This window comes from Telluria sp. ZB2R32, from assembly GCF_059685715.1.
The window spans coordinates 306971-323273 of the sequence record NZ_JCASIG010000004.1 but is presented as its reverse complement, the minus strand read 5'-3'; the positions used below and the strand labels follow the sequence as shown (position 1 = coordinate 323273).

Genomic DNA, 16303 nt, shown 5'->3' with positions numbered 1-16303 from the left:
CATGTCCAGGCGATTCCTGTACTTTCAGCGCGAATCGGCAGCGCCGGGCTTGTCCGGGGTTTGCTCGGCCAGTTCGTCGACGCCCGTGCCGGTCACGCCGGCATCGACGGATGCGTTCGCGCCCTCGTCATCGGCTGCGGCCGAGGTACCGGGCCGGCCGCCGCCGGCCGCCGCGCTCATTTCCTGTGACGCGCCCTCGCCCGCACTGCCGCGGCTGCTCTGCGCGGCGCCGGCCGGCCCGACATTGCTTTCCGCTGGCGCCCTGACGATGCCGCCCGGACGCTCGCCCTGGTCCGCTTCCGGCGCGCCGGTGTAATGGCCGGCGTCCTGCTGACGCTGGCCGCTGTCCGGATCGGCGGGATCGGAGCGGCCCGACAGTGAATCCGGCCCGCGCGTACCGGGGTTATGCGTGCCATTGTTGTCGGCACCGATCTCGTTTTCTTGATTTCCAGCCATGTTCGACTCCTGATAATTGACCCATGGGTTCGATGTTAGTCAATTATCGGGGCACACCAATAGGAGAGAAGACTGAGGGAGTGTAGGAAGCGACGTACAGCGATTTCTACTTTTTCTGAATAACGGCTGTGAAATGAGGCGAGAAATCCACACCCTATTATCTCTTGCCGATTCTCAACGATTAACACCGTCTTGCGGACAACAATGCGCCTTTGTGGCCAAACTCTTCTGGCCTTGGCTGGGATACGCAACACGATTTGCGTTTTCCTGATGCGTTGTACAACCTGACAGGAGCATCGATTGGTCGAGCTTTTTCCACGCTTTACCCAGGACACCCGCCTGCTTCGTATTGCTACGCCACTTGGAACCGACAAACTGCTGGTCGAGTGTCTGCGAGGCGAAGAAAGCCTGAGCAATAATTTTTGCTTCGATGTCTCGCTGCTTTCTACCGATGCGCATATTTCCCTGAAATCGCTGCTCGGCCAACCAGCCTTGCTTGAACTCCTGACGGCCAACGCCGGGATGAAATGGCGACCGTTTCACGGTTACGTTACCTCTGCAAAATGCGTCGGCGCTAATGGAGGTTTCGCTCGCTATACGGTGACCATCGAACCATGGACAGCATTTCTCCAGCTTGGCCGGGACAGTCGAATGTTCCAGGACAAGACGGTCTTCCAGATACTCGATGGCGTTTTTGAAAGCTTGCAGGGAAAAGGCAGGCTTGCGCCGAAGTGGCGGTACGACATTGCCGACCTTAGTATTTATCTTTCGCGTTCGTTGACTTGCCAGTATCAGGAGTCGGATTATGCTTTTGCTGAACGCCTGATGCATGAAGAAGGCCTGTTCTATTATTTCGAGCACAACCCTGCCACAAATGAACACCAAGCTAGCCACACCTTGGTTATTGCTGACCATAACGGCGCATTTCGGCCGAATACGCAGGCGGAAGTTCGCTTTACCCAGCCCGGTGCCATTATGCGGGAAGACAGCCTCGACCGCTGGCGCATCACAACCCGCTCAGTCGTCGGGGCGACTAGAATGGACAGCTGGGATTATCGGTCGATGAACAATCGTCCAGTCGAGGCGAGTACTGGTACAGATCGCAGTGTATCGAAACCGGCAAGTCGCGACACGCCCGGTGCTTACGGTTATCCAACCCGCGCACGTGGACAGCGCATCGCCGACAACCATTTGCAGGCCCTGGGTGGCGAAAGAACAGCACACCGGCGCCGGAACTGTACGGACCTTCGCACCCGGCACGACCTTTCTCCTGCGCGGCCATGCACATCTGGATCAGGCTGAAACCAATGATGGGCGCACTTTTGCCATCACCCGCGTGGTGCATTCAGCGCATAACAATCTCAGTGCCGAATTGCGTTCAGCAATTGCGCAGGCGCTTGGCCCAGAGTCTGTTCCCAGGTTCGGGAATGAGCGGCAAGATGGTCTGCACCTTGGAACCGCGATAGCCGAGCGTCCTCTCTATCGCAATCGCATTGATGCGATCCGTAATGTGGTCCCTTACCGAAGCAGCGGCATCGACGACCACGGAACATTGTTGCACCCAAAACCGACGGTGATAGGACAACAAACAGCGATCGTCGTTGGTCCACCAGGTGCGGTAATCCACACGGATCGCGATCATCGCATCAAAGTGCAATTTCACTGGCAGCGCAATAGCACCACGAGCCATCAAAGCCACAGCCGCCTGGATCATCCCGCTCCCAACGCCCAAGTAGGAGCTCCGGCCGACGACCGCTCCTGTACCTGGGTGCGAGTCGCAAGTTCGATGGCGGCGATTGCTGGCGCAAACTGGGGCGCCGTTGCCATTCCCCGCGTCGGTACTGAAGTCTTGATCGATTTTTTGAACGGCGATATTGATCGGCCAGTCGTCATCGGCGCCCTATACAACGGCAAGGGCAACAGCAATGCACAGCACAGTTCGGTAGCGTATGGCGCCGGCATTGCGACCGGCAATGCCGCTTCCTGGTTTCCTGGCGAAACCGGTGCACATGCACATCCAGCAGTTCTTTCCGGCATCAAGACGCAAGGTATGAGCACCAGCCAGAACGGCAACGGGGCCTATAACCAGCTGGTGTTCGATGACAGCGCAGCGCAGTCGCGCCTGGCTTTGCAAAGTCATATGCGGCCACATGCGGGCACTGCGGAACTCAACCTGGGGAGTCTGCGTCACCAGACCGATAACCAGCGTCTTCATCCTGTCGGGTTCGGTGCTGAACTGAAGACGGCACATAGTGCTGCGCTACGGGCCGGTAAAGGCCTGCTGTTGTCGACAGATGCGCACGCCGGCGCCAACGGCGACCAACTCGACGCGCGCGAAGCGCAAGCCCAGAACGAGGAAAGCAGGGAACTACAGAGCACAATGGCACGCACGGCGAAGCAGCATAACGCGGTACTGGAAACGGAAAGCAGCCAGCCCGCCGAATTGCCGGCAATCAGTGCAATCGGAACAACGATCGACATCCTTAAGAACGTGAGTCATGACGGTGCGCCGCGCAGCGTTGCTGCCTTTAGTCAACCGCACTTTCAACTGTCGAGCCCGGCTGGAATTGTGATGAGTACATTGGCAGATGCCATTTTTGCCGCGGGGAGCACAACGAGCATTGCAGCTGGACAGGACGTGAACTTGGTTGCTTCAGGTAGCAGTGCTCACGCTGTAAAGGAAGGAATCACTTTGTTCACCTACGGTAAAGCCAATAAGGACAAGCCCAATCAGGAAACAGGCGTCAAGTTACATGCGGCAAGCGGCAAGCTGAGCAGCCAGAGCCAGTCCGGCACCACCCGCCTTACAGCAGACAAGACAGTGACCGTCGCCAGTGTGAACAAGAACGTCCGTATCGCAGCAGCAAAGCATGTCTTGCTCACTGCCCAAGATGCCTGCCTCAAGCTCGAGGACGGAAACATCATGCTCCATGCTCCAGGAAAGATCGACTTCAAGGCGTCGATGAAAGAAGTGACAGGCCCTGCCGATGGCAGCATCAGCAAGCCAGACCTGCCGAAAGCGAAGGAAATCTACAACGAAGCCTTCGTCGTCATGAACGAAGAAACGAAGCAGCCGATGGCCCACGTTCAGTACTGGCTGAAATCGGCCAGCGGTGTCGTCGTGAAGGGTATTACCGATGCTCAAGGGCGCACGCAGCGCATCTTCACCGCGAAACGGGAAGACCTCACCCTGCATTTGCCAACCGATGAGTGACCTCGGCAGTTAATTTTGTAACGCCATCAGATCATTAGGAAGTCATGAGCGAAATACTGACTGCTGTTAAATCCACGCCGACGACGACGCCACGAGAAACCTATGTCGAGGTGACGCATACGTCGACCGAAGGTGTTCTCGTGTACCGGCCAGGTGATAACTCCTTCATCGCGCTTTACCCTGACGAGTGGCTCATGTGCCGCGAAGATGGTTTTAAGAATAAAACCGCCATCGAAGAGCTGCAAGAAGCCAACTGCGACGTCACAGCCAAGTCGCTGCTTCTGCAAGAACTGATCGAGCAACCGAACGCGGCAAAAGCGGCGATTGCCCAGGCAAGGAAGGATCTCGACGCTGCCTTGGACACGCTGTCGCAAAAAAGCGATGCGGCCAAGGCCAGGGTGGAAGCGCTGGGCAGTCAGGAAGTCGATCCCAGCAAATTGATTGAACTCGTGCCGCTGACAATGAAGCGGATAGAAGGAAGAACCCGTACGCCAATCTACGTCAACGTCGACCGCTTGCGTAGTGCTTTATCCGATCGTCGCGTTTATGTGGTAGAAGGCTCAGCTGAAAGAAACAAACCTTCCGAGCAGAAGCTTTTTAACGGCATTTCGCTGAATACGACGGAGGTCCGCAATCGTATTCTGAATCAGGTGCAGGACAGGGCAAAATTCAGCAAGAAATGGAAGCTTGCTCCAAGAGATGCAGATAATTTCAGCGGCATTCTGACGGATTGGGCGAAGGTGATGGGTGCAGATGCCTCTATCTGGCTGGAGCGAAGCCAGAAAGAGATCCTTGAAGGGAGATTCGGGGCCAAGGCCGCTGATCCCAACAATCCGAATCGAAAAATCGACACGAAAGCAGAAGCCCAGTTCTTGCGTTGGTCGGCGGGCGCCGGGGCAGAAGCCACTTTCATGCCATTTCAAGGCGACTTTTTTAATGCGCGAGACAGGACCTGGACGCAACGTTTCAAACGTGCTGCGAAAGCGGCCCAGTTCGGTATCAAGGCCAATGCCGAGGCGTCGTTCGCCGTCGGCGAAGCCAAAGTCGATACCACACTGTACTTACCACACGCCGCCGGCTGGCATCTGGACTGTAACCTTGGTGGCCAGCCGCTGGATTTTGGATTTTTTCGCATGCGTGGCGACCTCACGCTTTCGGCGATCGCAGGTGCTAGCATTGCCCTGGAAGCAGGCGCGGCACTCATGATTACCGGTCACACGCAAGGGGTACGCGGTACGCCAAGACACCGATCTGCCGCGACAGCGAAAGCCGGTGTCAAGGGTAAAGCAGACATATTCGTCGGACTGAAAGAATCAGTCGACCTGGCTGGTGCGCTGCAATGGTTGAATCCAGAGGGATTCATCGATCCGTCAGGTCCGAAAAAAACTGATCCGAATAAAACAATTGCCGTCTATGCGGACGTAGCCAAGGTGAGCGCCGGCGTCAGCGCGATTCAGGGTCTCGCTGCGACCCTAGGGTTTGAATGTACTTATCGTGGAGGACGGTTTGTGATCGCGGCCAAGGCAGGAGCCTGTCTCGGACTCGGCGGCTCAGGAAGTGTGGCGTGCGAGGTTGGCGCCGAACAGATTGGGCAGTTTGTCATGTGTATTGCACATCAATTAAAGCAAGTAGATTACCGAAAAATGCCCGCCATAATGGCTGAGGTAGCATTCATAATTTTTAATAAAATATTGTATTTGCACGTTGTAACTGGTAAGAAAATGAAAGATTTCATTGGCATGACAGCCGGTGCCATTTCAGAAAGATATACAGATGCCCTTGAAGCGATAAAGTACGATGGAAAGGAAATGATAAGAAAAATTGAAGATCAGCTCCAGTCCGGTTGGGGTTGGTTTTCCTATATGCCACCTGAGTCCAGAGGTGCCTTGATTAGCAGTATTGCTAATGTTATCAACCAACCTGCCTACTCAAACGATTTTGAATTGAAAACGCTGGCTGCTTTTTCGATCAATGAATTACTGTCAACTACTCAATCAAGTGGCCACCTGAACAATACCTTGGATCGTGTTAACATTGCCTTAGGAAGCGAGTCAGGTCGTAACCAAGGGGTAGCGATAATAAACTCAGTCGTTGATGGAACCCAATTCGCTAACTGTATCAGTCGCTGTACATCGGAGTTGGCGCAAGCTAAGCCTCTGTTTGGCCGTGCATTTCTTCGTAACGATGAGCCAGAATTTAAAATGGCCCAGTTCCCTTTGCATCATCCAGCTTACAATGTAGCTTGAAGCGTGCTGATAATTTAGTTAACAATACATCGGAAGTTATCGGATCGGTATCCCGAGTAGCCGGGGAACGGCACCATGACTTCCCCGCCTCTAATTCCATTTGGATAGATGGTTTGCAAAGGTTGAGGTGATCTCCCAGCGCGCATGAAAACCATAGCGGCGATCTCAGAGGTGCCTCCTACACTTCCACGTATCAATTTTTCAGTACCGCTTGGAGGGCCGCTTGGATTATTTTTAGATGAGATTTTGTAGTAATCTTCACTAAACCAATCATTTACCCATTCTCCTGTATCTTCGGACATGCCATACAACCCGGCTGGGTTAGGAGGATAACTTCCAACATCAGGAATTGAGGGCTCTTTCTCGCCATGTCGCCATTTTTCTGGAAAATTCCTTCCTCTTTCAATTTTGCCGTTATCTGTGGCAAAAAGAACTTTTTTTCCACCTGATCTGGCTGCGTATTCCCATTGGGCCTCGGTAGGTAGATCAAAAGGGAGTTTTGTCACCTTCGCTAGCCATCCGCAATAAGCTTTCGCCCCATACCAGCTCACTCCCGCAGGTCGCTTCGGTGCCCGAACCTCCAGGTCGCGTGGACGCATGAGAATGCGCTCATTGGCAGTGGCATCCGTAAAAACGTCAAAATCCTCGAATGTAACCTTGTAAGCCATCATCGAAAAACCGTTCAGTGTTACCTTGTGCACGGGCCGGGAATGCGCATCGAAGTCATAAGGAATACCTTCTTCGTTACCCCAGTCACCCATCTCAAACGTGCCTCCTTTTAATGGCCGGAGCGATGCTTTTACTTTCGTCAGCAGGTTATTGACGCGTGCCTCCACACTCGCATCCAAGCTGGGTTTCTCTGTAGAGGAAGCTGTTTCTCCACGGAGCACCAGAGTATGCAAGCCGGTCAGCAACGAAAAAACAAGAATTTTTGAAGTGTGCATGATTGAGAGTAAAGAGGACAACAGACGGACCAATCGCTACGACTGCGAGGACAAAGAGAGCAGAAAAATAATGGTGGTTACGTATGTAAAGACATTGGATGAATAAGCGCTACATAGCGAACGTAGGCCTCTTCGTTACTTGCATACAGCACTGGCGTGGTACGCGAGGCAGCCTGGTACTGGGCTAACGCCAACGTGGTCACGCAAGATACAACGCCACAATTACCGCTGCTAATACCAACACAGGCCACATCGGCCGTAGTGTCGAGATGCGGAAATGCACTTGATGCCATCTCCATCAGTTCGCCAACACGATTGATACGCGATCCCGTATCAGCAACGATCATCCCGACGTTTCCCAGCTCGACATTCGCCTCGCTACAAGCCTGACGTGCCAGATTGCTGAGCGGCGCTGCAGCCAAAGGTTTGTTGTCATTCACCGACGCCATACCTACTTCCCTCATAGGGTCGAGCAATGCAAAGGAGCGCCTTTGCAGTGATTGCGCATGTTTCGAACTCGTGATGAGCAGCCCAGCAGCACCTTCGCCTGGGACTCCTCCTTGCAGCCGCTCCGATTTGAACAAGGTTTCGTTGGCCGCCCATTCGTCTACTGTCTCCTGCGCGATATGCGAATCACAGGCAACGAGCATGGTCACGGCCTGGCTGTCCGCCACACACTGGCCCAGGACGCTGGCAAGGGTGGCGTCGCGCGCAACCTCGGCCCGGGTCAGGTGTTCGACCGGCCAGCCAAATTGCGCCACCGTATGCTTGAACCAGAGTCCGGCCGCATGGCGCTGCTCGACGGTCCAGCTCGCCGGCAGGAGCGGCAGCAGGCGCAGGGGCGGCGGCGTGCCGCCCTCGGGCAGCAATTGCAGCAGCGCTTCGCCCGCCAGGTCGCGCACCACGGCCGTGCCGAGCGTCAAGGCGCGCCAGTGCGTTTCTCCCAGCTGCAATTCGGCCATGCCGGCCAGCGTCAGCCACTCCGTGAATTCTTCCTGCAGCGCCTCATCCACCGCTTGGTCGCTACGGGCGCTGGTGACGGGAAAACCGTCGTCGTCGACCAGTTCCGGGTCGAGGTCGGGACGGGCTTGGTTGGCGGCGATCGCCGCGGCCAGTTCTTCGGCAGAAGCGCCGTGCGGGGCGCGCAGGGAAGTAGCCAGGATTGCCAGCGGTGCGGACGGGGTCGCAGGGGCCGCCGCCTGGGCCGGAGCCACGGCAGCAGCAGCGGGGGCAGCCTTGGGACGGGCGAAGACAACTTTCCTGCCAAGCCAGACGGCGGCCAGCACGGCCAGCGGCGCGCCCAGCAGGACCAGCAGCAGGTCGCCCGTGGCGGGGGTGTTGGTGGAAGTGCGCCAGTAGACGATGGCGCCGCCCCAGCACAGGGTCAGGATGCCGGCGGCGAACAGGGTGTTTTTCAGCCAGCCGGGCATGGGCCGCGCTGGCGCTACGGTAGTCGAAGTCATCGTTTCAATCTAAAGGTTGTCGATGGTCGCTTGCTGGCTGGCGATCAGGGAAGCGCCGCAGGCGGTCTTGTCGCCGTGGCGGGCGGCGGGCTTGCCGTCGATGATCAAGGTGGAATCGCCGCTGACGATGGGGTTCGGTCCGTGTTTCGGGCAGACGGTTTTATCGCCCATGCGCGCGATGGGGACGCCGCCGCTGTCGCTGTGGGGAGAGGCTTCGATGACGGAGCCGCCATGGGAGGTTTTGTCGCCGAGCAGGATCAATGGTCCGGACATGGGGTATCTCCAAGCGAGGCAGTCGCGCAAACAATGCTGTTGCGTGTGGGGTTGGTGGTGGGGTGGATCCGCGTGGGCACAAGTGCCCACCTACGAAATACGCTAGGCCGCGACTGCCAGCAGTTCCAATTTAAGTTCCTTCATCCCGGCCGGCACGTACAGCGAAATCGATTGCGCCTTGAGCATGCGTTCGTACATCTGCCCTTTCGATTCGAGCATGAAGTAGCAGGTGTCGGGGCGCACGGCGAGGGCGGCCGGCGGTTGCGGGGTGTATTGCAGGCGCACGCCGGGGAGCGCCGACAGGACGAATTTTTCGACGTCGTCCGGGGCGCCGACCTTGAAACGCAGGGGCACGACGTCGACCAGTTGCACGGCCGGGATGTCGGCGGAGACGGCAATATAAAACGTCGTCTTGTCGTCGATCTTGCCCGAGTCGAGGGCGCCGATGTGGTACGAGGGGCGCACTTCGCTGAGGGCAATCGCAAAGTATTTCGACGAAATGACGGTATCGAGCAGTTCGCGGATGATGGTGTGCAGCTTGGTAAAACTCGGGCCCGGGTCGGCATGTTGATAATGCGGCAGGTCGGCCAGGGTCCAGCTTTTGGAAAAGGTCATCAGGCCGCCGGCGACGTCGAGCAGTTGTTCGTACAGGCGCTCCGGGTGCAGGTTCGGATGGTGGTAATGGTGGCTCAGGGTGGCGTAGGCGGAGCTGGCCGTGTGCAGCAGCCAGAACGAGGACATGTCGCCCGAGCGAAATTCGATGACGTTGCGGCTCGGCTCGCGGTGGTGGCCATACAAGGCGCTGACTTTGGCCTGCAGCGCGTCGAGCAGGCGCCGCAATTGCTGGAACAGCGGCACCGCCGCGCCGATCGACAGGCTGGGCGGCACGAAACTCGGGTCGATTTCGAAACCGCCGGCGGCGGCGCGGCGCAGGCGCAGCAGCGGGAAGTGGATGTAGGCGTCGCGCGGGTCCGATTCGAGCACCAGGCGCACCGATTTTTTCAGGTAGGCCAGCTGCACCGGCGCCGCCTGCGTGTACAGGTCCGCCGTTTCCTGGTTAGCCTGGATGAAGCGCGCCGTGTTCGCCGCCTGGCCCTGGGGCGCGAAATTGCCGCTGAAGGGTTTTAGTCCTGGCAGCGCCGCGTAAAAGGTCACGCTTTGCTGCGCCTGCCCCAACAGGCTGAGGTCGACCGTGTCGGGCAGCGCATCCACGTTCGGTGCGTCGACCAGTTCGCCGTCCTGGAAGCGCAGCGCCAGGTCGAGGATGCGTAGCACGTTGTTCGCCAGCGCTTCGCGGTCGACCTGCAACCGTTCCACGCCCCAGGCATACGGGTGTACCGCCTTGATGCCCTTTTGCAGGCAATGCTCGTGGTACTGGTCCTGGCGCTGGAAATGCTGGGGGCGCAGCAATAAACCCTCGCCCAGAGTACTTTGCTGGTCATCGGCTGTCTTCCCTGTGTGTGATTTTTCGTTGCGCGCAACTTTTACCAGCGGAAACAGTAGCACTGCCCCTGATGGTCGGGATTTGACATTCCTCAACCGTCGGGTTTGCACAACGCCAGCATGGGCGATGCCGCTTCCTTATCTTTTTTCAACATTCGCCTCTCCATGCGCGGTAACACTACGGAGCTTGTTGCCACTCAACAGGAGACGCCGATGAAAGGGTTTACGCCAGGGTTGTTCGACCGTTTATTGGGGGTATCGCTGCGTGGCGGGTTATCGCTACACAGCCATGGCAATCTGGCGCGCATGTCGGTCGAAGACATGAAGGATGCAGTGGCGCGCGATCTGGAAGCCCTTTTGAATACCCGCGCCGTGCTGCCGCCGGATTACCTGACCGACTGGCCCGAATGCGAGCGCTCGGTCGTCAGTTACGGCATGCAGGATTTCGCCGAGTTGTCCCTGTCGAGCCCGTCGGACCGCGCCTTTATCTGCATGTGCATCGAGCAGACGATTTCCCGCCACGAGCCGCGCCTGCGCAACGTCAAAGCGCAGCTGGAAATGCGCGAAGGCGCCGTCAACCGGCTCGATTTTTCGATTACCGGGGTGCTGGTTGCCAGCGCTTCGCAGGAAGCCGTCAACTTCGATGCGGTGCTGCAGCCGTCGACCCTGAGTTACAGCATCGGCAAGGCCGGCCGCGCCGCGCCGGCGGGAGCATAACGACGTGGACCAGTTACTGCCGTATTACGAAAGCGAACTGGGCTACCTGCGCCGCAACCTGCGCGAATTCGCCGAGCGCTATCCGAAGATCGCCGGCCGCCTGTTGATCAGCGCAGAAGTGTGCGAAGACCCGCATACCGAACGCATGATCGAATCCTTCGCCCTGCTCAATGCGCGCATCGCCAAGCGCCTCGACGACGACTATCCGGAATTTACGGAAGCCTTGTTCGACGTGCTCTATCCGCACTACCTGCGGCCGTTTCCCTCGTGCTCGATCGCGCGCTTCGATGTCAGCGGCGCCCAGCAAAGCGCAGCCGCCACGGTGGCGCGCGGCACCCAGCTGAGCACGCGTCCGGTGCGCGGCGCGCCCTGCACCTTCCGCACTGTGTATCCGGTGACGATCGCCCCGCTGGCGCTGGCGCTGGCCGGCGCCGCCTTTTGCGACATCCTGCGCGCCCCCGAGGCGGTGCGTGCGCCGGCGGGCGCCAGCGCCGGCATCAGCATCACGCTCACTGCCGAGCAGGCAGGCATCAAAGGGAGCGACTTGCCGGCGCTGCGCGTCTTCATCGATGGCGAACCCTCGTTTTGCGCAGCCCTGCGCGACGCCCTGTTCATGCGCACGCTGGCCGCCTGGGTCGAAGCCGACGGCAGCGGGCGCTGGGTGGCGCTGCCGGCCATTCCGGTGCGGCCGGCGGGCTTCGACGAAGACGATGCCCTGATCGACTTTCCGTCCCGTTCGCACGTTGCTTACCGCCTGCTCACCGAATACTTCTGTTTTCCGGATAAATTCAATTTCTTCGATATCGACCTGGCCGCGCTGGCCGGCGCCGTGCCGGGCGCGAAAGCGGTGACCCTGCACCTGGCCCTGGGGGGCATCCGCAGCGATTCGAACACGGCGCGCATGCTCGCCACCCTCTCGACCAACAACTTGCTGCTCGGCTGCACGCCGGTCATCAACCTGTTCCGCCAGCGCGGCGAGCCGATCCGCCTGACCCATACCACGGCCAGCTATCCGGTGCTGGCCGATGCCCGGCGCGCGTTCGCCTTCGAGGTGCAATCGATCGATTCGGTGAACCTGGTGCGCCAGACGCCGCAAGGGGAAAGCGTGGTGGAGTTTCGCCCGTTTTATTCGCTGCAGCATGCGCAAACGGCCGAGCAGAACGGCCATTACTGGGCCATGCGGCGCGACGAGACGCTGGCCGAGCGCAGCCCCGGTTTCGAAACGCAAATCGCCATCGTCGACATCGACTTCGATCCGGCCGCGGTGGAAACCGATACGCTGAACCTGGAACTGACCTGCTCGAACCGCGACCTGCCCGCCCTGCTCAGTTACGGCCAGGCCGGCGGCGACCTGTTCATGGAAGGCGGCTCGAACGTGCGCGTGATCCACTTCTTGCGCAAACCCAGTAAATCCTGGCGGTTTACCAGCGGGCGCAGCGCGCACTGGCGCCTGATCTCGCACCTGGCCTTGAACCACCTGTCGATCAGTGCCGGCGGCGTCGAGGCGTTCAGGGAGATGCTGGCGCTGTACGACCTGCCGCGCTCGGCTTCCTCGCAGCGCCAGATCGGCGGCATCCACGCCATCGAACAGCGCGCCACCAGCGCCTGGCTCGCCGGCAACCCATTCAATTGCCTGGTGCGCGGGGTGCAGGTGCGCCTCGCGATCGACGAGGAAGCGTTCATCGGCAGCGGCATCCACGCATTTACCCACATCGTCGAACGTTTCCTGGCCCTGTACGTCCACGCCAACAGTTTTACGCAACTGGTGATCGTGTCGGCGAAAAGCGGAGAAGAATTATTCACATGCCTACCCCAAAGCGGCGCTTTGAGCCTGCTGTAATCGAGCGCCTGTTCCGCGAACCTTACCGCTTCGAGTATTTCCAGGCGGTGCGCATGCTGGAGATCTGGCTGCGCAAACATGGCGCGCCCCAGCAAGGCCTGGTCGCCAATTTTTTGCGTTTCCAGAATTCGATCTCGCTGCGCTTTCCGGCCAGCCAACTGGAAGCGGTGCAGGTGGAACCGCGCACGATCGAGCCGACCGTGGCGTCGCTCGGCGCGGCGCTGCAGGCGTCCCAACTCAAATGGATTCGGATTACGCCGACCTTCATGGGGCTCCTGGGCGGGCATGGCGTGCTGCCGCCGCATTACACGGAACGCATCGCCGATCAGCAATATGCCGACAAGGACGAGGGGGCGCGTGCCTTTCTCGACACGTTTTCGAACCGCTCGCTGGCGCTGTTCTATGCCGCCTGGCGCAAGTACCGCTTGCACCTGAAATACGAACTCGACGGCAAGGACGGCTTCCTGCCGCTGCTGCTGGGCCTGGCGGGCCTGGGCAACCCGGCGCTGCGGCGGCGCCTGGCGCGTCCGGAAAGCGGCGCCGTGCTCGACGAATCGCTCGGCTATTTCGCCGCTTCGATCCGCCAGCGGCCGGTCTCGAGCGTGCAGATGGCGCGCGTGCTGTCCGCCTATTTCGGCCAGCCGGTGCGGATCGAACAATTCGTCGGCGCCTGGTATCCGGTGCCGCCGCCGCAGCAAAGCACGCTCGGCTGCGCCAGCGCCACCCTCGGCACTTGCGCGATTGCCGGCGAACGGGTCTGGCAGCGCGACCTGCGCCTGCGCCTGGTGGTGGGACCGCTCGACCGCGCCGGCTTCGACGCCTTTTTGCCGGGCGGCCTGGCCGCGCGTGCGCTCAAAAGCCTGACGACGATGTTCACCGGGCTGGCGCTCGAATACGAGGTCGAGCTGGTATTGCGCGCGGCCGACGTCTGCGGCGCCACCTTGTCCGGCGAGCGCCACGCCGGCCGCCTGGGATGGGGAACGTACCTCGTCAGCGGTCCGCAACGGCACGATCGCAACGACGTGCACTACGATTTACGCATCGAGTAGCCGAGGCGCCGAAAGATTGCGCTAGAACACGCGCACAAGCTGGGATATGATGCAATTTTGCAATCTTTAATGCCAGCAGGCGCTTCCAGGAGCAGCAATATCGGCTGGAACAGCAAGACCGGCAAGGTCAGCAATATCGGTAACTTGGCCGAGTCGGCAATATCGGCAAGAGCGGCAAGACCAGTAAACGTGTGTTTGATCGCCCCCTCACACGATCCCGCCATTCACGCGCAGCGTCTGCCCATTCACCCACTCTCCCTGCGGCCCGACCAGGAAGGCGACCGTATTGGCGATATCTTCCGGCGTGCCGAGGCGTTCGAGCGGCGCCGCCTTGGCCAGCCGTTCCACCAGGTCCGCCGGTTTGCCGTCCAAAAACAGCTCGGTTGCAGTGGGACCCGGCGCCACCGCGGTCACCGAGATGCCCTTGCCGCGCATTTCCTTGGCAAAAATGTTGGTCATGGTTTCGATCGCCGCCTTGGCCGCCCCGTACACGGCATAACCGGGCATGGCGAGGCCAATGGCGCTGGTCGAGAAATTGACGATGCGCCCGCCCTGGCGCAGGCGGGTGGCGGCCAGGCGCAGCATGTTGAACGTGCCGCGCGTGTTGATCGCGAAGATGCGTTCGTACAGGGCGTCGTCGGTATCGGCCAGCATGGTGGTGCCGGGCTGGATCACGCCGGCGTTGTTGACGACGACGTCGACGCCGCCAAACCGGTTAGCTGTTTCCTCGAACAGGCGCGCGCAATCGGCGGCCTGCGCCACGTCGCCCTGCAGTGCGATGGCTTGTCCGCCGGCCGCCGTGATCTGCGCCACCACGTCCTCGGCGTCCGCCGCGCGGCTGGCGTAATTGACTGCCACCGCATACCCATCCTGCGCCAGGCGCAGCGCGATCGCGCGCCCGATGCCGCGCGAGGCGCCGGTGACGATCGCCGCTTTTTTATCCTGTTCCGCCATGTGACCTCCTTGTCTGTGTCGTGTTCAGTTCCACTCAGTTCCACTTAGCGGCGCGCCCGCCGATGCTGTAGCGTCCCGCCCCGAGCAGGGCCAGCGCGATGGCAGTAAACAAATACATCCCTTGCAGCTCGAGCGCCCAGCCGCCGGTCTCCGTCATCGTGAAAAATTCCTTTGTATGCACCAGCAGGATGGCGACCACCATGTTGCCGGCAACGATCAGCGCGGCCAGGCGCGTCCACACGCCGACCAGGATCAGCAGCGGCGCCACTACTTCGCCCACATACACCAGGTAGCCGATCGCCTCCGGCAAACCCATCTTGCCGAGCATGCCGGTAATGAAACCGACGCCGCCGAACAGTTTAGATATGCCGTGAAAGAGCAGCAACAATGCGAGGGTGACGCGCAAGACCAGCCGTCCCAGGTCGTCGCGCGCGCTGGCAGTATCGGAAATGGACATGTCGGTTCGCATGGCAAGGCTCCGGTTGAGGGGCGTGTTCAGTATGGACTGCTTGCCGCTACGGCCGCGCGCCGGTTGGACGGCTCAGGGCGGCGACTGGGACGCCTCGTACCAGCCATATTCCCAGCGCCATGGCATGCTGCTCGCACCGAGTACCAAATGCGCAAGCTGCGGATAGATGCGCTCGGCGCGCACGTCGTTGGCCAGCAGCACGACGCAGCGCTGTCCCTGTTCCAGGCACAGCACCATGTTCCCGGTCCAGTCGTTGTGGCCACCCTTGAACCAGCCGCTGCCGTTATTACCGTGAAAAGTCACCAGGCCCAGTCCCGCGGCCAGGCCAGCGACCGGCGTGCCCTCTTCCGGCGCCAGCGTCGGAAACTGGTGGCGCGAGCGGATCGGCAATTGGGCCCGGACCAGGTCGGCGCGGGCACGGGCGGAGAGTCCTTCGCCGCGCATGATGCCGGCCCACAGGCGCGCCTGGTCGGCAATGGTCGTGTCCATCGAGCCGGCGGCGCTGACGCGGCTGCGCTCGTCGTGCGGTTCCATCGTGCCATCCGCGCCATAGCCGTCGGCCAGGTTGGTGGCGAAGTCGGGCCGCCAGCGCATGCTGGTGTGGCGCATGCCGAAACGGTCGAATACGCGGCGCTGCATCTCTGCGCCGGCGTCGAGCCCGAGTCCCTGTTCGACGATCAGCTGCAGCAAATAGAAACCCTCGCCGGAATAGGCGTAGCGGGTGCCGGGATCGAAGTGGATGCGCAGGCGCCGGTCCGGTTCCAGCCAGCGGAAGTTGGCGAAGCCGGCACTGTGGGTCAGCAGGATGCGCGGGGTGATGGCGCGCCAGCGCGGATCAGCCGCCAGGTCGCCGTAGTCGTGGTCTCCCGTACGGTAATCGGGCAAGGGGCGCGGCAGCAGCGTTGCCACCGAGGCGTCGAGATCGAGTTTGCCTTCGTCGGCCAGTTGCAGCAGCATGTAGGCGAACGCGGTCTTGGTCAGCGAAGCGCCGTACATGATGCTGTCGCTCGTCAGCGGCAGGCGCCGTTCGGCATTGCGCCAGCCGTAGGCGGCGACCTTGACGATCTGGCCGCCTTCGATGACGGCCAGCGCCAGACCCTGCACCTGCGCACCGGCCATCAGGCGCGCGACCGCGGCATCGGCGGGCACGTGCACCCTGGGCGATGTCGACACGCAGCCCGCCAGCAGGCTCGCCGCCAGCATACCGACTACCGTGCGCAGCGCCTTCATGGCCG

14 protein-coding genes are annotated in these 16303 nt (G+C 60.2%); 6 read left to right on the top strand and 8 right to left on the bottom strand.

What is annotated here, in order from left to right; translation table 11 throughout:
• Positions 1-24 precede the first annotated feature (24 nt).
• The gene (locus tag AC56LG_RS13885; RefSeq protein ID WP_497166664.1) at positions 25-456 is read right to left on the bottom strand and encodes a hypothetical protein; all 432 of its coding nucleotides are present in this window, start codon (positions 454-456) and stop codon (positions 25-27) included.
• A 300-nt stretch (positions 457-756) separates the two neighbouring features.
• Here AC56LG_RS13885 and AC56LG_RS13880 point away from each other — a divergent pair, with 300 nt between their 5' ends.
• From AC56LG_RS13880 to AC56LG_RS13870, 3 genes are read left to right on the top strand one after another with little or no spacing between them, the layout of a single operon-like run.
• Complete coding sequence (locus AC56LG_RS13880) at positions 757-1758, top strand: type VI secretion system Vgr family protein (RefSeq protein WP_497166663.1); 1002 nt, start codon at positions 757-759, stop codon at positions 1756-1758.
• On the top strand, positions 1661-3670 hold the full coding sequence (locus tag AC56LG_RS13875) for a DUF2345 domain-containing protein (protein WP_497166662.1): 2010 nt from the start codon (positions 1661-1663) through the stop codon (positions 3668-3670). Before AC56LG_RS13880 ends, AC56LG_RS13875 begins: the two co-directional genes overlap by 98 nt.
• Positions 3671-3714: 44 nt before the next feature.
• Complete coding sequence (locus tag AC56LG_RS13870; RefSeq protein ID WP_497166661.1) at positions 3715-5916, top strand: hypothetical protein; 2202 nt, start codon at positions 3715-3717, stop codon at positions 5914-5916.
• Positions 5917-5930: 14 nt separating this feature from the next.
• Here AC56LG_RS13870 and AC56LG_RS13865 read toward each other — a convergent pair whose 3' ends face one another.
• From AC56LG_RS13865 to tssK, 4 genes are all read right to left on the bottom strand, one after another.
• Positions 5931-6860: a formylglycine-generating enzyme family protein gene (locus AC56LG_RS13865; RefSeq protein ID WP_497166660.1), complete on the bottom strand. Its 930-nt coding sequence runs from the start codon at positions 6858-6860 to the stop codon at positions 5931-5933.
• Between the two features lie 77 nt (positions 6861-6937).
• Entirely contained in the window at positions 6938-8290 is a 1353-nt protein-coding gene (locus AC56LG_RS13860; RefSeq protein WP_497166659.1) for a hypothetical protein, read from the bottom strand.
• A 42-nt stretch (positions 8291-8332) separates the two neighbouring features.
• Entirely contained in the window at positions 8333-8596 is a 264-nt protein-coding gene (locus tag AC56LG_RS13855; protein ID WP_497166658.1) for a PAAR domain-containing protein, read from the bottom strand.
• Between the two features lie 102 nt (positions 8597-8698).
• On the bottom strand, positions 8699-10006 hold the full coding sequence (gene tssK, locus AC56LG_RS13850) for a type VI secretion system baseplate subunit TssK (protein WP_497166657.1): 1308 nt from the start codon (positions 10004-10006) through the stop codon (positions 8699-8701).
• Between the two features lie 246 nt (positions 10007-10252).
• Between tssK and tssE the strand changes: the two genes are divergently transcribed.
• From tssE to tssG, 3 genes are read left to right on the top strand one after another with little or no spacing between them, the layout of a single operon-like run.
• Positions 10253-10756, top strand: a complete 504-nt coding sequence (gene tssE, locus AC56LG_RS13845; RefSeq protein ID WP_497166656.1) for a type VI secretion system baseplate subunit TssE — start codon at positions 10253-10255, stop codon at positions 10754-10756.
• A gap of 4 nt (positions 10757-10760) precedes the next feature.
• Positions 10761-12596 (top strand): type VI secretion system baseplate subunit TssF, encoded by a 1836-nt coding sequence (gene tssF / locus AC56LG_RS13840; RefSeq protein WP_497166655.1) that lies wholly within the window; start codon positions 10761-10763, stop codon positions 12594-12596.
• Complete coding sequence (gene tssG / locus AC56LG_RS13835; RefSeq protein WP_497166654.1) at positions 12560-13645, top strand: type VI secretion system baseplate subunit TssG; 1086 nt, start codon at positions 12560-12562, stop codon at positions 13643-13645. Before tssF ends, tssG begins: the two co-directional genes overlap by 37 nt.
• A gap of 207 nt (positions 13646-13852) precedes the next feature.
• Here the strand turns inward: tssG and AC56LG_RS13830 are convergent, their stop codons facing one another.
• From AC56LG_RS13830 to AC56LG_RS13820, 3 genes are all read right to left on the bottom strand, one after another.
• The gene (locus AC56LG_RS13830) at positions 13853-14599 is read right to left on the bottom strand and encodes an SDR family oxidoreductase (protein ID WP_497166653.1); all 747 of its coding nucleotides are present in this window, start codon (positions 14597-14599) and stop codon (positions 13853-13855) included.
• A gap of 34 nt (positions 14600-14633) precedes the next feature.
• Positions 14634-15056, bottom strand: a complete 423-nt coding sequence (locus tag AC56LG_RS13825) for a DoxX family protein (protein ID WP_497166652.1) — start codon at positions 15054-15056, stop codon at positions 14634-14636.
• A gap of 84 nt (positions 15057-15140) precedes the next feature.
• Positions 15141-16298, bottom strand: a complete 1158-nt coding sequence (locus AC56LG_RS13820; protein ID WP_497166651.1) for a serine hydrolase domain-containing protein — start codon at positions 16296-16298, stop codon at positions 15141-15143.
• Positions 16299-16303 lie beyond the last annotated feature (5 nt).

Bases quoted from the DNA above. Each gene is read 5' to 3' on its own strand.
- AC56LG_RS13820 (WP_497166651.1), bottom strand. From the start codon at position 16,298: ATGAAGGCGCTGCGCACGGTAGTCGGTATGCTGGCGGCGAGCCTGCTG.
- AC56LG_RS13825 (WP_497166652.1), bottom strand. From the start codon at position 15,056: ATGTCCATTTCCGATACTGCCAGCGCGCGCGACGACCTGGGACGGCTG.
- AC56LG_RS13830 (WP_497166653.1), bottom strand. From the start codon at position 14,599: ATGGCGGAACAGGATAAAAAAGCGGCGATCGTCACCGGCGCCTCGCGC.
- AC56LG_RS13885 (WP_497166664.1), bottom strand. From the start codon at position 456: ATGGCTGGAAATCAAGAAAACGAGATCGGTGCCGACAACAATGGCACG.
- AC56LG_RS13865 (WP_497166660.1), bottom strand. From the start codon at position 6,860: ATGCACACTTCAAAAATTCTTGTTTTTTCGTTGCTGACCGGCTTGCAT.
- tssG (WP_497166654.1), top strand. From the start codon at position 12,560: ATGCCTACCCCAAAGCGGCGCTTTGAGCCTGCTGTAATCGAGCGCCTG.
- AC56LG_RS13855 (WP_497166658.1), bottom strand. From the start codon at position 8,596: ATGTCCGGACCATTGATCCTGCTCGGCGACAAAACCTCCCATGGCGGC.
- AC56LG_RS13870 (WP_497166661.1), top strand. From the start codon at position 3,715: ATGAGCGAAATACTGACTGCTGTTAAATCCACGCCGACGACGACGCCA.
- tssE (WP_497166656.1), top strand. From the start codon at position 10,253: ATGAAAGGGTTTACGCCAGGGTTGTTCGACCGTTTATTGGGGGTATCG.
- AC56LG_RS13860 (WP_497166659.1), bottom strand. From the start codon at position 8,290: ATGCCCGGCTGGCTGAAAAACACCCTGTTCGCCGCCGGCATCCTGACC.